Origin of the sequence: Micromonospora phaseoli (genome assembly GCF_900109115.1) — a bacterium.
Lineage (GTDB): Bacteria > Actinomycetota > Actinomycetes > Mycobacteriales > Micromonosporaceae > Micromonospora > Micromonospora phaseoli.
The window spans coordinates 144,358-159,263 of sequence record NZ_FNYV01000008.1; the positions used below are offsets into that span (position 1 = coordinate 144,358).

The following is a 14,906-nucleotide window of genomic DNA, read 5'->3' on the forward strand; positions in this document are numbered from 1 at the left end:
TCACCCAGAGTGGCTGGGCATGCGGGTCACCGACCTCGACCGAGGCCAGGCAGTCCTCCCCGCCGAACACGCGTATCGCGGCCGGGCCCGAACTCGATGTCGTCGGTCGGCGGTTTGTCGTCGATCTCCGCCATCGCGAGCTCCATCCGTTCCGCGCGAATCCGCACGTCGCGTCGCTCGCGTCGTTCCGCGACCTCATCGCTCGGCTGACGCGGGCGCCGGTGCCCCTTAGCGCTCATAGCGGGTAAGTGTTGCAACTCGGCGTCATGCCCTCAAGAGTGAACTGGCCAGCACGCCTCGTCCTTCGGGCACCGACTCTGGGATAGTCAGCCATCCGCTTCTGGCCGCCGGTCGCGTGCTGGCCACGGTTCCGGGTCGCTCGGGCCAAGAGCCTCGACCGGCAGTCGGCGGTACGGTTTGGCAGTGCCTGCCAGCGCTGGACGACCATTGATCTTTGTCGACATCGACGGTGTGCTTATCCCGCTCCGCGCACGGCCCGCAGGGGCCGACGGTCGTTGGAGCGGCAGGGCCGGAGACGGCCACGACCGCGACGGCAACCCTCTGCTGGATCGTCTCGACCCGGCCGACGGTCGCCGGCTGCTCGCCCTGCCGGGCGAGCTGGTCTGGGCCAGCACCTGGATGGCCGACGCGAACGACGTCGTGGCGCCCCGGATCGGTCTTCCCGCTCTGCCCGTGGTCGACTGGTCCGACGATGACGAGGAACCACCGCGCGGCGTGCACTGGAAGACCGCATCGGTGGCGCGGTGGGCGGCAGGACGCCCGTTTGTCTGGCTCGACGACGAGACCACCGACGCCGACCGACGATGGATCGCCGCACACCACCCACAACCGGCCCTACTGCACCACGTCGACCCGTACCTGGGACTGACCGACATCGACCTCGCGGCAGTACGTCAATGGCTCGACCACCGACACGAAGCCGATTGACGGCCACACACATCTGCCGCCGTCCGTGCCCCCCCGGCCGGCGGGGAGACCTTCGCGCTCCCTGACCCGTGCAAGAGCGTCCCGAACTGCCGATGTGCGGATGTCATGGGACGGTGCTGGTCGCCGTCTTTGGGCCTGCGGATGATCGCGCAGCTGATCTAGCATATTAGTCAGTGAGCGGGTACCGACACACAGACCATTGTGGTGTCCTCAATGGCCTCAACGACCCCGGGCGTTTGCTCGGGCACGTGAACAAAGTCCCCTGCGTGCACCGTTACGGCGTCGCTTCCAGCGCCCACTCGTAGAGCTCCGCAGAGCACTACCCAGATCTCCGCGTAGGAGGCCGGCAGGTCGGCCGACGCCCCGGCATAGAGGAACGACGTGTAGGCGCTCATCGACCTGCCGGCCTCTTTACCGAGGCCGGGCGCGATGAGGATCCGGTCGCCGAAGCGGATGGCGTCGTCGCCAATCGTCGAGCTAAACCTGCGGACCTGCGGGGGCGTGACATCCATACCGAAGCCTCTCTCCCTGCGCGGTGGTTAGGCGTCGAGCTCGGTCGCGGCGGAGGCGTGCACGGGCGGTGCCTGGAGCCCGAGTTCTCGTGCGATGGCCGGGATCTCCGGGTCGGCGAGGAACTTTTCGTAGTCTTTCGTGTCCCAGTCGAAGATGGACCACAACCGGTGCGCGTCGTCAGGATCGAAATAGACCCGGGCGCCTCGGCAGCCGTGCTCCCGCCGCTTCTGCGCGCCGATGGTCTCGAAGATCTCTAGGAACCGAGCGGGGTCGGTAACCTTGGCGATGGTGACGATCACTTTCTGCTCCTGAGCATCTTGTATGATTTTCTGCCAGTCGATCAGGATCGTAAAACCTCGACTCTGGTTGAGGTCAACTGCTGCGTTGCGTGACCTCAACCCAGCCGTCCTCATCTGCCGCTCTCAGCGCACCGGCGAACGTGCAGGAGAGGGCTGTTGGGTTTCAGATCGACTTCGTTGCCCTGATCGTCGATGAGTACCGCCCTACGATCACGTTCTTCACCGACGTGCTCGCCCTCGACCTCGTCGAGGACTCGCCATCGCTGACGAGTGCTGGGCGACCCGAGCGGTGGGCGTCGTCCGGCACCAAGGGGCACTGCGGAAGCCGACGGCTTGAGGCCCTGCGGTTGATGTGCACTGCTGTCGACGGGGGGTCGCGACCACGGGCTGCGGACAAGGTCCGACGAGCATAAGCCGCTGACGTCGCTTTGACCGCTGCGACCTCAGGCCGGAATCCTGGCCGCATGACCTCGAGAGCCTGGCTTCGTCAAGATCGCGAGCTGGTACCGGGTACCGAGATCTTCCGCAGCGAGCGCCAGTTCGCGATGGAGGCCTACTCCGCAAGCCACAGGCAGCTGCTGCTACGCAGCAATCCGGTCGACGATGAACACGAAACGACAATCGACCTGCTGTTCAAGCCGGTGGAAGCGATCAAAATCCGGGACGGCTTCGCAGGGCTGGTCATCAGATGCGCAACCGTTAGTGAAGCGGCCCAGATCATGACCGCGCTGCCTCGGGTCAGCCCTGACCGAGGCGACCGGGTCTTCATGCTGGAAAGCCAAGGCCGATCCGACTACGTCATCAGCATGGCTTTCGGTTGGCACGAAGGCATCCTGCCCCGCGTCCAGGGAAGCTTCTTCCATACCGCGGACGCCTACCTGCCACGATGGCCCACGGGACCGCTGTTCGGTCTGAACGCAGGGTTCAACGCCGCGGCAGCCCAAGACCTCGTCCATGCGTTGAACTCGGACGACCATCGGCCGCTCCGCCGTGACCGATTCCGGTACGTCTTCGTCCTCATGACCGACGTGGACAGCGAAGACAGGCCGAAGATCTCGGGCGCAGGAGTGTTCCTGACCCGGGCGGACGCCGAGCAGGCCCAATCTCTGCTGGCCGCAAAGGTCGCACGCTGCTGGATCGAGACGCTCCCGGTCGCCATGTAGGAAGCCGAGTCACCAAGATCTCCTCCCATCCGCTTCTGCCGCCGACCGCGCGCTACGCACGTCACCACACCCGGGATCGAAACGGATCCCGTTCGTGCTGGCTGAAGCCGGAAATGATGGCTTCCGCCTCGTCGTCGGGATCGGACCAGCGCCGGAGTGCGTACGCGAGTCATCGGTAAGCTGCGCTCGCTGGATGTTCGGGGTGAGAGCGTGCGGAAGATAGCCGCTATCGCGGAGCCTGGCGTGTTCGACGCATGGGGCGCCGCGCTGCTGCTCGGTGATGCCGTGGGACTCCGGGCGTATAACGTGGGGAACTCTGTCGAGCGGCAGTGCGGGGCGCCACGGCGTGGGGATGGCGGTTCGCGGGCCACATGCAGGCCGGCGAGCTGGTACCGGACGAGGTGCTGGCTGAGTTCGTCTCGGACACGGTTGACCCGGTCGCCGGGCTGCTGGGTGCTGTCCGGCTATCCGCGCACCGTGCGTCACGCCGATCTGCTGGCCGAGCACGGCCACGCACCGGACACCCGTCATCCGGGTGATGCTCGACGAGGGCCGTATCGACCAGCACTGGCGGCTGGCCGCGAAACGCGAGCAGCTTCCGCAGGTTCTCGCCGAGCACCAGCTGTGCGTAGCGCCAGTGCGGCCGTCTACCATGCCTCCGACGCGTTTCACCTGCTGCAACAGTCCGCATCGATCGAGGATCTCGTTGCCGATTTGCAGGCAATCGTGTTCGGTGCTGTGGGGCGTGGCCTTCGCCAACATCCTGCGCGGCGTACGGGAGAGTAAGCCGTCAGATCCCAGCCGGTGTACTGATCTGGCGATCCGGATTGGGTTCTCGCGGGACCTGCGGACCGGGCCCGGTTACGTTCGGGGTGGTGCGGTCAATCGCTGGCTAGACCCCACGAGCGGATGCGGGCAGGGTAGATGCGAATGACCTCGCGACTCATGCCGTGCATCGGCGGCTCGACGTCGACCAGGGCCTCGACGTCGCCGCGGATCTCCACCCCGCGTACGTGCCACGGCTGCACGGACGCGATGTCGTCGACGACGAGCGTGGCCTTCGGGTGGGCGCGGACGTTGCCGAACTTGCGACTGTCCCCGAGCTTGTGTCCACCGATGTCGATCGTGCCCAGGTCGGCGTTGTAGAAGAACCCGACGGGGTTGTTCTGCGGATAGCCGTCCGGCGCGACAGTGGCCAGCCGCCCGAGCCGCTGCGTGCCGAGATACTCGAGCTCACGTTCGCTGAGGGTCGCCATACAGCGATCGTGCACCCTCAACCGCACTTGAGGTCAAGCGGAACGGCGCCCCCGGGCGTGTCTGGCTGCTCACCAGTCGGCGGGCACCTACACGCCATCGCGCCCCACCCGCCGGCCGGACCCACATGATCTGGCGCTCGCTCGTGCCGCGAACCGATCGTGACCGTGGATGACGGTGATGCTGGTCATCAACTTCCGGACGTGCCGAATTGAGTGCGTGTTCTGTGTGCGTTTTCGGCGACGCCTGGCGGTCTTCCTAGTCGATTTCGAAAGCTAGGGTGAGAAGGTTTTCGCGCACCTTTTCGAGCAGTTCGACCAACGTGGCTCGTTGATCGTTCGCCATTCCGGCTGTTGCGGTCTCGGCGAGGGTGCGCCAGGCTGATTCGATCTCCGAGGTACCGGTCCGACCTTTGTCGGTCAGCACGATACGGGTGGCACGTCGATCGCCCGGCACGGATCTTCTGACGAACCAGCCGCCGTGCTCGAGGCGACTGAGACTGCGCGTCACTGTCGGCTGCTCCACGCCGAGCCGAGCCGCGATCTCAGAGACCGTCAGTCCTTCGGGCTCCTGCCCCAGCATCCACAGCAGGACGTCCTGCCCCGGGTGCAAGGCGAGTCCGGCCAGCACGTCAGCCTGCGCACTCCGATACAGCTTGGCCACCTTGACCAGGGCCTTGTTGGTTGCCAGGACATCCGAGAGTTCCACCTGGGCAGTGTACGAGTTGACAGGCCACCCACTCCTGGTACATAGTCGGCTAACCTATAGCCGACTATGGAGCGGTGATGGAAACCGGTCTGTCGAACAGGGTCGCCCTCGTCACCGGCGCTTCCGGCGCTATCGGCCGAGCCGCCGCATTGCACCTGGCTACCGAGGGCGCCTCCGTCGCAGTGTCATGGCACACCAACCGCGACGGCGCCATGGATGTCGTCAAGGCCATAACGAAGGCAGGCGGCGAGGCCTGCGCCGTCCACCTGGATCACGGCGACCTCGCCACCGTGCAGGGCGTCATCGAACAGATCACCGAACGTCTCGGACCGATCTCTGTCCTGATCGCCAACGCCGTACAGTGGCCCTCTTTCGACGCCGACGAGATCGACGGCCTCGCCAGGTCGCTGGCCGTCAACACGCTCGGCCCAGCAGCTCTGATCGATGCGGCCCTACCGGCCATGCGCGCCGCCGGCTGGGGACGCATCGTCGCCGTTTCGACCGACATCGTCGAGCAACCCATGGCAGGGCCGCTCGCCTACGCCACTGCGAAGGGAGCACTCGAGACCGCCGCGCGAGTGCTCGCCGTCCGGGAAGCCCGTCATGGCATTCTGACGAACATCGTCCGCCCCGGCTTCACGCTCACCGACAAGGCCCTGAATGCCCCATTTCTGGGCCCGAAAGCAGTCACGGCCGAATCGGAGAAGACCCCGACCGGCCGGATCTGCACTCCCGAAGACATAGCCACCGCGATCACCTATCTCGCCTCGGCAGCCAATGGCCACATCAACGGGCAGATTCTGTCCCTGGCAGGTGGCCGCGAACTCGTGCGATAACTCGCACGCACTGACATGCCGCGAAGCGCTCGCTACCGAAGGTGGCGTTGGCGCGGTCGCAGGTTCCTGAGCGTGCCGAGACAGCCCTACGTCCGCCGCGAGGTGGTCACTTCACCATCCGGAAAAGGGTTGTTGGTCAGCAGCGCGCCGACCGTGTTCGGCGGTGACCTGAACCTGTGGACCGGCGTCGCCCTACCCGACATGCGCTCGTGCGTGCGCCGGGCTAACGGCGGATCGACGACGGCGCCCGGCAGCAGATCGTGGCGATGAGCGACGTCACGATCTGCTGCCGCCGGTCGGGGTGGACATGCGCGGGACGACAGACCATCTGGCGTTGCCGGCGAGGATGCTGATCGGCGGCTACGTCGCGACGGGTCTACGGTTTGCGGGCAAGTAGTCCGACGAAGGTGTGGTAGGTGTCGGTCTGCTTGGGCGCGGGCGTGCCCGGATCCGGACGCCACTCGGCCAGCGGCACCAGCCCCGGCTCCAGCAGCGTCAGCCCATCGGTGAAGGAGAGGATCTCCTCGTCGGTACGCCAGCGGCCGGTGCCCAGCGACTCGTTGAAGACCCGCTCGACCTCGCGGGCCTTACGGGAGCCTTCCGGGTCCCGCTCACCTGGATCACGGAAGTGCGAGATCGCCACGTAACTGCCCGACGGCAGCGCGTCGAACAACTCTGCCGACACCGCTCGCGGCTCCTCGTCGTCGCCGAGGTGGTGCAGGATCGCGAAGAGCAACAACCCGATCGGCCGGTCGAAGTCGAGGAACCGGCGGACGTCCGGATCGTCGAGGATCTCCTGCGGTCGCCGGATGTCGGCCTGGATCACCGTCGCGGTGCCCTCCGCGGTGAGCAGGGCTCGCCCGTGGGTAAGGACGATCGGGTCGTTGTCCACGTACACCACCCGGGCGTTCGGGTTGTGCTCGGAGGCTACCTCGTGCACGTTGCCCTGTGTGGGCAGTCCTGACCCGATGTCGAGGAACTGGTCGATGTCGGCCTCGGTGACGAGGTAGCGGATCACCCGGCGCAGGAAGGCCCGGTTCGCCTGGCCGGCGGCCGGCCCGTCCGGCGTGATCCGCAGGGCGTGCTCGGCGACCTTGCGGTCGACCTCGAAGTTGTCCTTACCGCCCAGGAAGTAGTCGTAGACCCGGGCCACGCTGGGAACGCTGGGGTCGATTCCGGGGGGTGCGGCCTTGTCGCGGGTCAACGGCATCTCCATCCGATTCTGATTCAGCGCGCCAGGTACTGCGGGCACTCCGGGACGTTGTCCGGGAGTGTAGCGATCCGACGGCCTAGATTGTCGCCCCGCTGGTATCGCTCCCAGCGGATCGCTACTTCCGCCGGCTGGTCCGACTGGTCGCCGAGCGAGGTCGGGACGCGATCGCTGACGGCCGGCCGGGCCGCAGAGATCTCTCGACCTTGCTACATCCGGGAATGCCGGCCGCGGCAATGGCACCCCCACGACTTCCGGAGCACCTTCGTCACCGACGCCATCCGCTTCGGGCTGCCCCCACATCGCCGCCAAGGTCTGCGGCCACACCACCGTGGACATCACGCCGTGTACGCACGAAGACCTGCGTCAGGTCCCCGCTACTGCGGGTCGACCCGGCTCAAATGTCACGGCTGGTACGGATCTACGCCAACCTCGCCGACCGGCTCGACGAGGCCAGGGAGCAGGGCTGGCTCGGCGAGGTCGCCGCGATCGTATCGATGCGGGTACCCCACCGACGCGCGGTCTTCGCTTCATCGCTCGCCGACTCGGCACCCGTCCGCTTCTGAACGGCCAGGATGTTCCAGTTGTCGACGCCGTGCTGCCGGGCGACGATCTCCAGGCAATCGCTGTGCGCAGCATCGACCTCGAACCGGCTGCGCAGCTCACTACGCAGTGCCTTTGCCATATTCTTCGGGTCGGGTACGGACTGGACCATGAGAATCTCCATACCGGCGAGCCATGGATCAGCGCTTGCGTTGCTGACTGGGCCGCCTTCGAGAGTCTCCGGTGCGACAGTCGGTGATCGAGCGATGCGTTCACCAAACCCAGCGGGCGCAAGCGGCCGGCCGCATCAAGCCGGCCTCAGCACAGCGCCTGCACGGAATTGTTGGCCCGCATGTCCAGTCACTTTGGGCGATGGGACGACGGGGGCGCGTCGACACGCCCGACTGTCGAAGGCTGCCAAGGTCCACCTGTGATCGTCAGTCACCGGAGCTGGCGTGTTGGCACTGGGGGTGTGTCGGGCAACACAAACCAGCACCCAACAGGGGCCCGCCCTGTCGGCGTTGATCCCGATGGCGGTAGACCAGGTTGTCACAGGTTCGTGTGAAGATCGTCGCCGTGACTGGTTGGGTTTACAACGATCGCCCTGAGGGACTCAGGTTCCTGGCCGAGCGGATCGCGGAGCCGGGTCGTACCCAGATCGAGGACGAGATCTGGAGCTGGGTCGTGCGGGGCGAGGACAACGCCGATGAGTTCGTCGAGTTTCTCGACGAGGACGAGCAGCGCCATGGGGCCACGGACGAGGACCTGCGGACGGCGTACGAGAAGGCACTGGCTGCCCGGCGGGACCAGCAACGGCAATGGGGCGAGATACGCAGCAACCTCACCCGCGCCTTCGACGAACTCACCGAGCTAGGCGTGCTGGCCAGGCAGAACTTCAGCTGCTGCGGCACCTGCGCGTCCGCCGAGATCCACGACGAGCGGGACGACTCCCGGCACTGGCACGGATACCTCTGGTATCACCAGCAGGACACCGAATCGCTGCTCGCGAGCGAAGACGGCGAGGTCTACCTCGGCTACGGCGCCCATCCCCCAGCGGACTTCGACGAGGCCGCCTACAACGCCCTACCAGAAGCCGAACAGCAGGCCCGCTACCAGGCCGACCTGGAACGGCTCCTGGACGACACCGCATTTCCGGTACTGCGCAAGCACGGCATGCGGGTGCAGTGGAACCGCCAACAGTCCAGGCGGATCCGGCTAACCGGCGCCCACTGGTACGCACCATTGACCTGAAACCCAACCAGACACCCCGACCGCTCCATCGCGCGTCACCTCGTTCACGGATCCTGTCGCTCGCTCGACGCAGAAATCCGGGTCATCCGGCGGGAGGCCCATCTGCCCGCTGCTCTGCTCACGCGGAAGACCGAGGGTGCTGAGCCGCCTCGTGTATGGGCCCGCGATGGTTGGGGAACGACGTCGATCGAGGTGGGCAGGATGACGGACACAGCATGGCGCCGCTCCGGTGATCCGCTGGTGGTCTGCTCGCGTGGTTCCCTGGTGGAGTTGACCGCGATGCTACCGGCGTCCGGCAGATTCGTGGTCGCCCGCCTTGACGGCATGAGGATGGCGGACACCAACCAAGTCTTCTACGACTTCTCGGACGCCTTGCTCTTCCCCAGCTACTTCGGCTGGAACTGGCACGCGGTGTCCGACTGCCTCAGAGATCTACACTGGCTAGCGGCGGACGGCTACCTGGTGATCATCGACAACGCGCCCCACCTCCTGCCGGGCAGCCTCCAAGACCGGCACACGCTCTTCCGTATCCTCGCCCGGGCAGTTGATCACTGGGCCAGCCCTCTCGGCCAACCGGAGGGCAAGGTGGTCCCGTTCGGGGTCCTGCTGCTCTGTGACCGCGAGGAGGAGACGATGCACCTGCGGCAGGACATCGCCCGAGCAGTCCGCAACGGGCGGTGAGATCCCGAACCGTTCGCGACCGCCACCATCCACGTGTCGGGGGACTGGCGTTGGCCGCGGGCTGACAGGCTAGTTTGCTCGGATGAGTCTCCTCGATGACGTCGCGAGGCGTGACGGTTGGCGGTGCTGGGTGTGCGACGAGCCGGTCGAGGCCGACAGGTCGGTGAACGATCCGCGTGGTCCCAGCGTCGACAGTCGTACCGCCGACAAGAAGGCCAAGGTCGCCGAGCGGCTCGCGCACCGTGCCTGCAACACCCGCAAGGGTGCGGTCAAGGTGGTCATTGCCTGGCCGGACCGTCTGCACGTGGTGGAGCCCGCGCCGCTGATCACCGTCGCCGAGCGACTCGAACGCAAGGGTGGCCGCGAGTTGGTCGCCCGCTGTCTGAGCAAGAAGGACGCCCAGGAGGCGGCGGACTGGCTGGTCGACCGGTTCTCCCGGCTGGTGCCCGGACTGCCGGTGACCGCAAGCGTCGACGCGGGCGGCGGACAGTACCTCGTCGCTTTGGCCACCAAGCGCCGCTGACCGGTGACCCTGGGCCAGCGGGCCGCGCCGGCCCAGGGCAGCCCGGGACCGACCCACCACCAATACTGTTCTCCACCCACGACACCCCAGCGGCCTTGGTCGGCCTCGCCGGCAGCTATCGACAGCGGCGCTGCTCCGCCAGGTGGCTTCCACACTGCCATGATGACGAGGTGATCATCCTCGGGTACTTGGACGGGTACGAACCGCCGATCCTGCGATCGCCGTTGGTCGACGGATCTGACGTGATGTCGCACGCGCTGTTCTGGCCCGCCTTTCTTGCCACCGTCGGCGGAGCCGCGTCGGCACCGGACGCCTTCGATATCGATCCAGCCGACCTGGAGCAGATCGTCGACGTCTTCCTCGACCCGCACAGATGGCCGGTGTTCTCGCTACCACTCTCCGGGCCCTGTCGCCTGCACGTCATCATGCGCAACTTCGAAGATGAGGGCGGCGTCGACTACGTGCTCGATCCTGGCACCGGCAACGCATCGATCCCCCTCGCCGCGATGGAGGGACACTTCCGAGGGCCGGCGTTCGCGTGGCCGGAAGTCGTCGCCGCAGCACATCAGCCGGATCCGGATCACACCCCGGCCGAGCGGCTTCTCCTGCTCGTTCCGGCCTGTGCCGACAGCAACCGCCCGAACGAGGCCGTCGACCTGGTCGCGGAAGCCTTGGCCACTCTCGGCGCCCGGTCCGACCTAGGTCAGGTCAGCGAAGAACTGCTCAACAACCGCAGGTACTGGGCGCCGTGCCGATGGACATACGTCGACGACGTCCTCGTCGGCCTTGGACCGCATACCTACCGCCGTCACGGAGGTGAGTTGTCGCCGGAACAACTCCACCTCATCGCCGCCACGCTCCAGCCCGCACAGAACGCCGTACATCGGTAGCACCCAGGGCACTGCTTCCCTGCTCCGAACCCTCGGAGGGTCGACAGTAGTGACCAGGTACTCCTGGATCGCGGCTATGAGAGTAAGACCGGTCTTGTTCGTCCCATGCCTCTGGCCGTTCTGTGCGGCAAACTTGAGCGTAGGCTCCCATCCCGCGACAAACGGACCACTACGGTTCGCCAGACTGCACGCTCGCCAGATTGTCCGCCGGACGGATTCAGCCGCGCGACAAGCGGCCCCGGCGATGCGCACACGGCGGCTACAGATGTACGCAGCTGATCAACCGACTTCGTCTCGCTGTCTGCGCCACTGATGCACTGCTGCAGGGTCGGCGCCGGTCTGTCCCACCTCCCGCTCATCCACGCCGGGTCGAGGTCCTGGCGGTCGCATCGGCTGATCGGATGGGATCAGGCGATGATCGGCTAATTCCATGTGCGACCGACCGTCCGCGACGCCTAGGAAAGAGCCATGACCAACGAGGTGACCGTTCCCCTGCTGCCCTGCGCGTCGATTGACGACATCGCTTCCTTCTACGGGGTTCTCGGCTTCAGCACCACGTATAAGCAGCGCAAACCCAACCCCTGCGTGGGCCTGCAACGTGAAGACCTGCACCTGCAATTCTTCGAGATTGCCGGGTTCGACCCAGAGCAGTCCTACGGCTCCTGCCTCGTGCTCACCTCGGACATCGCGGAACTGCACCGGGCTTTCGCTACCGGCATGCGGGCCGCATACGGCAAAGTCCTGGTCTCCGGAATGCCGCGGATGACCCGGCCCAGGGCTCGAAAGAACGCCGACGGGCTGGGCGGATTCAGCGTCATCGACCCGGGCGGCAACTGGATCCGCGTCTTCCAGAACGCCGCCACGATGCCCACGCCAGCACCCGCACCCGCACCCGCCGGACGACTCGCCAAAGCGCTGGCGAACGCCGTCGTGCTAGCCGACTCCAAGGGTGACGTCGGCCAGGCAGTCCGCATTCTCGACAGCGCGTTGGCTCGCCCGCAGGCCGACGATGACCCCGTCATACACGTAGAGGTTCTGGTGTACCGCGCAGAACTGGCGATGGCGCTCCATGACCGGGAAACCGCAACGGAGATGCTGGCCCGCGTCGAGCACATCGCGCTGAACGCAGACGAAACCGGGAGGGCGGCACCGACCTTCGAGATCGCTGCCGACCTCGCAGCGGCGCTGCGATGAGGTCGGGGTGCAGAGGTGTAGGCGATGCTCTGTGTCAATCTGGCCGCTGACTCCAGATGGTCAACAAAGTGGCGCTCGTTCTGACGAACATCCGCGGGGACCGGGAGCGCGAGGTGGCGCCGAAGTGGCGAACATCTGGCTCCGGTTCTCGCGGACAAATTCAGGTTGCCCTCTTCCCTCGCGATCCCCACCTGCTGCGGCACACCGATCATGACGCCGGTAACTCCGGTACCTCACACCAGCGTCCTGGCGTCTGATGCAGGCAGGATGAAACGATGGCGACGATAAGACGTTTCGACAACGCCGACGCCCTCGCCGTGGCGGGCCTCATCGAACGCTGCCTTCGTGAGGTCAACAGCCGCGACTATCCGAGCGAGGTCATCGAGCGGATGTGCGACCACTTCACCGAACAACGCATCAAGGAACTTGCCACGCAACGGCAGATGTTCGTCGCTGAAGCGAACGGCATCGTCGGCACGGTGTCCCGCGATGGCAACAAGGTCTACACCATGTTCGTGCACCCCCGCGCCGCCGGTCGCGGCATAGGACGGCTCCTCATGCGCCACATCGAGGCGCTGGCCGCGATCGACGGCTACGACCACATGGAGACCGGTGCGAGCATCACAGCGCATGACTTCTACCGCCGGCTCGGCTACCTCGATGTCCGTTCCACCGAGACAGAGTTCGGCTTCAACTATGTCCTTCGCCGGGATCTACCCTGACGGAACCGCCATCGAAGCCGGACGGCAGGTGCGCGCTCATGCCGTGAGCGCGCGGCCACGATCCGAGCGCCCCGTCCGATGTGTCGTAACCATGGGCAACCAGTGTGGCCATGATTCGTAGCTCCCACACGTCATCGTCTGGGTCGCACCACCGGTGCTGGTGCGGGAATTGCCAGTTCGGCGGCGCATCACCGACTAGGCAGCCGCCGAGTGCCAGCTGTCCGTTGGCAGCGGCCGCCCATGCTTCCGGAATGGGGACCGGACCGCAGAGGAACTCCCGGGACCGTACCGAGGCGGCGTCCTGATCCAGCCGCTACCGATCGAGCGGGACTGGATGCTGGCACGAGGCGGTCCAGGGCGACCGGAGGACAACGTCGCCGACGATGACGAATTCGCTGATGCAATGTGGGAGTTCTGCGAGGCCAACGCCGTCGCCGCTGCGATATCCGTGGATATCGGCTGGCACCGACCTCTCGACGCGATAGTCCACGGCTACCCCGTGTTGTCCGCTGCGCCCGAAGCTGGCCCCCATGACGCTTCCGCCCGGCGTGTACTGCCTTCCGGACTGACTCGCGTCTGGACGTCCCGACACGGACGGAAGCTACCGAGCCACCCCTCTGATCAGCGACGGCGCGATTGGCCTCGGCGCCTACCCGAGCGGCGTGGCCGGCTTCCCCGGCTCGGGAGCGGCTGGGGCGGTACCGGCGCTGCGCTGGGATATTCCAAGACGGTCAAGTCGGCGTTCGTGGCGCTCTGATCCGCTGTCACCCGGGACCACCATGCTTTGAGACGCTCCTGGTCGGTCCGGACAACGTAGGCAACGACGACAGCGCTGAAGAGCAGCATTCCCAACCCTTGCGGAAACTGGCGATTGATCACCTGGACGACGCCGACTTCGGCCGGACCTGCCGCCACGCCGAGCATCGCAATCCAGAACAGCTCAGCGTGATCGGTGATGTCGGTGAAGCCGAGCAGCGCTGTCCCCAGGCCGCTGCACGCCACGCCGGTGGCCCACCATGGGTCGGCGCCAGCGAAGAGGCCGCCCAACGCGAGTGCCACCAGTGCCGTACCGCAGCCGAGGACCGCCAGCTTGACGCGGCCGAGATCACCCACGGCGACGGCCGCACCTGCGCTGAGACCGACCAGACCGATCACCATGATCGGCGCACCCACCAGTGGGTTACCACGCGCGCCGATCAGGCCGAGGCAGATGACGGCCGCGCAGCAACTGAACCATGCTGCCGCACCCAATGCGATCCTCCGGGTCTGGATAGCCACACCGAACGCCATGCCCCCCAGGCCACCACCGATGAGCGCGACACCGGCCATGACCGGATAGTCCATCAGAGCGTCCCACGGCAGGCGACTCCTGCCCGCCGCCACAAGAGCACCCAAGACGATGTAAGCACTGCCCATCCCGATGGCGGATGCGCTACCCAGCAACGGTATCGCCGCTCGGCGCTCCGCTACGGCCGTAGCGCCGACGACTAGTGCGACGGCCACGAACGCCGCCCACAGTCCGGCGATGCTGTCAGTGGTCGCCGCAACCACCGCGGCGGCGGCAGCGAGCAGGACCATCGCCCTCGTAGCCAGCCGAACGATCGTCGATGTCGGCGGCAAGCGGCGTAACCCGTACGCCGCGACGCTGATGGTAACGGCTACCATGGCGGCCGCGAGCACCCGCCAGCGGTAGTCATTGCTGAGCACGTTGACGGCCACTGAAACGGCAACCGTGTTGGCGAGAAACACGTTCAGCCGCTTGTGCCAGTCGGGTCGGAGCCTGGTGTCACCACTCACCGTTTCATGGTCGCAGTCCGAGGGCCGCAGCCCGCGGCTCGCCGCCGGGCCCAACATGTCGACTTGGAGACTCACACCGTTCGTCGCGGCACCGCATGTCGGACAGCGCACCGCGCACCGCGTCGGTCAGGATGATGCACCGCTACCCAGCGTTCGCACCCTGCGGGCAAGCTCGCTCTGCTCGTCTCGCCCCGTCGGTGCTGATTGAAGATGCTGGCCCGGTGTGCGCCAATGCCTCGAAGTGCTCCTCACCGACGGTGATGTCGGCGCCGATCGCCGGCGTTCGGACGCGCCGAGAACAGTGCCCGTGATCCTGCCGATGAGGCACTCACACGCGATGCCTTAGCCTGTACGAATTGGTGATCATCATTTGT

At 66.3% G+C, this 14,906-nt stretch carries 16 protein-coding genes and 2 pseudogenes; 11 read left to right on the plus strand and 7 right to left on the minus strand.

Annotated features, from left to right (window positions below; all coding sequences use genetic code 11):
- Positions 1-447: 447 nt before the first annotated feature.
- A complete protein-coding gene (locus BMY89_RS20615; RefSeq protein WP_198414099.1) occupies positions 448-948 on the plus strand; it encodes an HAD domain-containing protein in 501 nt (166 codons plus the stop codon).
- Between the two features lie 170 nt (positions 949-1,118).
- Here the strand turns inward: BMY89_RS20615 and BMY89_RS20620 are convergent, their stop codons facing one another.
- Both BMY89_RS20620 and BMY89_RS20625 read right to left on the minus strand, forming a co-directional pair.
- The gene (locus BMY89_RS20620) at positions 1,119-1,460 is read right to left on the minus strand and encodes a cupin domain-containing protein (protein WP_092381670.1); all 342 of its coding nucleotides are present in this window, start codon (positions 1,458-1,460) and stop codon (positions 1,119-1,121) included.
- 27 nt (positions 1,461-1,487) lie between these two features.
- A complete protein-coding gene (locus BMY89_RS20625) occupies positions 1,488-1,760 on the minus strand; it encodes an antibiotic biosynthesis monooxygenase family protein (protein ID WP_092381671.1) in 273 nt (90 codons plus the stop codon).
- Between the two features lie 167 nt (positions 1,761-1,927).
- Here BMY89_RS20625 and BMY89_RS31560 point away from each other — a divergent pair.
- A pseudogene (locus tag BMY89_RS31560) lies at positions 1,928-2,053 on the plus strand (VOC family protein); the annotation flags it as partial.
- 171 nt (positions 2,054-2,224) lie between these two features.
- On the plus strand, positions 2,225-2,923 hold the full coding sequence (locus BMY89_RS20635) for a hypothetical protein (RefSeq protein WP_092381673.1): 699 nt from the start codon (positions 2,225-2,227) through the stop codon (positions 2,921-2,923).
- A gap of 881 nt (positions 2,924-3,804) precedes the next feature.
- Here BMY89_RS20635 and BMY89_RS20640 read toward each other — a convergent pair.
- Together BMY89_RS20640 and BMY89_RS20645 are read right to left on the minus strand one after the other, a co-directional pair.
- A complete protein-coding gene (locus BMY89_RS20640) occupies positions 3,805-4,179 on the minus strand; it encodes a PPOX class F420-dependent oxidoreductase (protein ID WP_092381674.1) in 375 nt (124 codons plus the stop codon).
- Between the two features lie 256 nt (positions 4,180-4,435).
- A complete protein-coding gene (locus BMY89_RS20645; RefSeq protein ID WP_092381675.1) occupies positions 4,436-4,885 on the minus strand; it encodes a MarR family winged helix-turn-helix transcriptional regulator in 450 nt (149 codons plus the stop codon).
- A gap of 77 nt (positions 4,886-4,962) precedes the next feature.
- Between BMY89_RS20645 and BMY89_RS20650 the strand changes: the two genes are divergently transcribed.
- Complete coding sequence (locus BMY89_RS20650; RefSeq protein WP_092381676.1) at positions 4,963-5,721, plus strand: SDR family NAD(P)-dependent oxidoreductase; 759 nt, start codon at positions 4,963-4,965, stop codon at positions 5,719-5,721.
- Positions 5,722-6,097: 376 nt separating this feature from the next.
- Here BMY89_RS20650 and BMY89_RS20655 read toward each other — a convergent pair whose 3' ends face one another.
- Positions 6,098-6,937 (minus strand): SAM-dependent methyltransferase, encoded by an 840-nt coding sequence (locus BMY89_RS20655; protein ID WP_232521450.1) that lies wholly within the window; start codon positions 6,935-6,937, stop codon positions 6,098-6,100.
- A 395-nt stretch (positions 6,938-7,332) separates the two neighbouring features.
- Between BMY89_RS20655 and BMY89_RS30480 the strand changes: the two genes are divergently transcribed.
- Positions 7,333-7,497, plus strand: a complete 165-nt coding sequence (locus BMY89_RS30480; RefSeq protein ID WP_175510395.1) for a hypothetical protein — start codon at positions 7,333-7,335, stop codon at positions 7,495-7,497.
- A gap of 50 nt (positions 7,498-7,547) precedes the next feature.
- Here the strand turns inward: BMY89_RS30480 and BMY89_RS31565 are convergent.
- A pseudogene (locus BMY89_RS31565) lies at positions 7,548-7,658 on the minus strand (hypothetical protein); the annotation flags it as partial.
- 392 nt (positions 7,659-8,050) lie between these two features.
- On the opposite strand from BMY89_RS31565, the gene BMY89_RS20670 reads away from it, so the two are divergent.
- From BMY89_RS20670 to BMY89_RS20695, 6 genes are all read left to right on the plus strand, one after another.
- Positions 8,051-8,725, plus strand: coding sequence for a DUF6891 domain-containing protein (locus BMY89_RS20670; RefSeq protein ID WP_139217978.1), 675 nt, complete (start codon positions 8,051-8,053; stop codon positions 8,723-8,725).
- Positions 8,726-8,926: 201 nt separating this feature from the next.
- Complete coding sequence (locus BMY89_RS20675; protein ID WP_232521451.1) at positions 8,927-9,406, plus strand: barstar family protein; 480 nt, start codon at positions 8,927-8,929, stop codon at positions 9,404-9,406.
- A gap of 82 nt (positions 9,407-9,488) precedes the next feature.
- On the plus strand, positions 9,489-9,929 hold the full coding sequence (locus BMY89_RS20680; RefSeq protein ID WP_092381679.1) for a hypothetical protein: 441 nt from the start codon (positions 9,489-9,491) through the stop codon (positions 9,927-9,929).
- A gap of 170 nt (positions 9,930-10,099) precedes the next feature.
- Positions 10,100-10,819, plus strand: a complete 720-nt coding sequence (locus tag BMY89_RS20685) for a hypothetical protein (protein ID WP_092381680.1) — start codon at positions 10,100-10,102, stop codon at positions 10,817-10,819.
- Positions 10,820-11,287: 468 nt separating this feature from the next.
- Positions 11,288-12,013: a VOC family protein gene (locus BMY89_RS20690; protein WP_092381681.1), complete on the plus strand. Its 726-nt coding sequence runs from the start codon at positions 11,288-11,290 to the stop codon at positions 12,011-12,013.
- 275 nt (positions 12,014-12,288) lie between these two features.
- Positions 12,289-12,735 carry a GNAT family N-acetyltransferase gene (locus BMY89_RS20695; protein ID WP_092381682.1) on the plus strand — a complete coding sequence of 149 codons (447 nt, stop codon included), beginning with the start codon at positions 12,289-12,291 and terminating at the stop codon, positions 12,733-12,735.
- A gap of 621 nt (positions 12,736-13,356) precedes the next feature.
- On the opposite strand, the gene BMY89_RS20705 is transcribed toward BMY89_RS20695, so the two are convergent.
- Positions 13,357-14,532: a hypothetical protein gene (locus BMY89_RS20705; protein WP_139217979.1), complete on the minus strand. Its 1,176-nt coding sequence runs from the start codon at positions 14,530-14,532 to the stop codon at positions 13,357-13,359.
- Between the last annotated feature and the right edge of the window lie 374 nt (positions 14,533-14,906).

Coding starts and splice junctions, on each gene's coding strand:
- BMY89_RS20680 (WP_092381679.1), top strand. CDS start 9,489: ATGAGTCTCCTCGATGACGTCGCGAGGCGTGACGGTTGGCGGTGCTGG.
- BMY89_RS20655 (WP_232521450.1), bottom strand. CDS start 6,937: ATGGAGATGCCGTTGACCCGCGACAAGGCCGCACCCCCCGGAATCGAC.
- BMY89_RS30480 (WP_175510395.1), top strand. CDS start 7,333: ATGTCACGGCTGGTACGGATCTACGCCAACCTCGCCGACCGGCTCGAC.
- BMY89_RS20650 (WP_092381676.1), top strand. CDS start 4,963: ATGGAAACCGGTCTGTCGAACAGGGTCGCCCTCGTCACCGGCGCTTCC.
- BMY89_RS20695 (WP_092381682.1), top strand. CDS start 12,289: ATGGCGACGATAAGACGTTTCGACAACGCCGACGCCCTCGCCGTGGCG.
- BMY89_RS20675 (WP_232521451.1), top strand. CDS start 8,927: ATGACGGACACAGCATGGCGCCGCTCCGGTGATCCGCTGGTGGTCTGC.
- BMY89_RS20640 (WP_092381674.1), bottom strand. CDS start 4,179: ATGGCGACCCTCAGCGAACGTGAGCTCGAGTATCTCGGCACGCAGCGG.
- BMY89_RS20690 (WP_092381681.1), top strand. CDS start 11,288: ATGACCAACGAGGTGACCGTTCCCCTGCTGCCCTGCGCGTCGATTGAC.
- BMY89_RS20635 (WP_092381673.1), top strand. CDS start 2,225: ATGACCTCGAGAGCCTGGCTTCGTCAAGATCGCGAGCTGGTACCGGGT.
- BMY89_RS20620 (WP_092381670.1), bottom strand. CDS start 1,460: ATGGATGTCACGCCCCCGCAGGTCCGCAGGTTTAGCTCGACGATTGGC.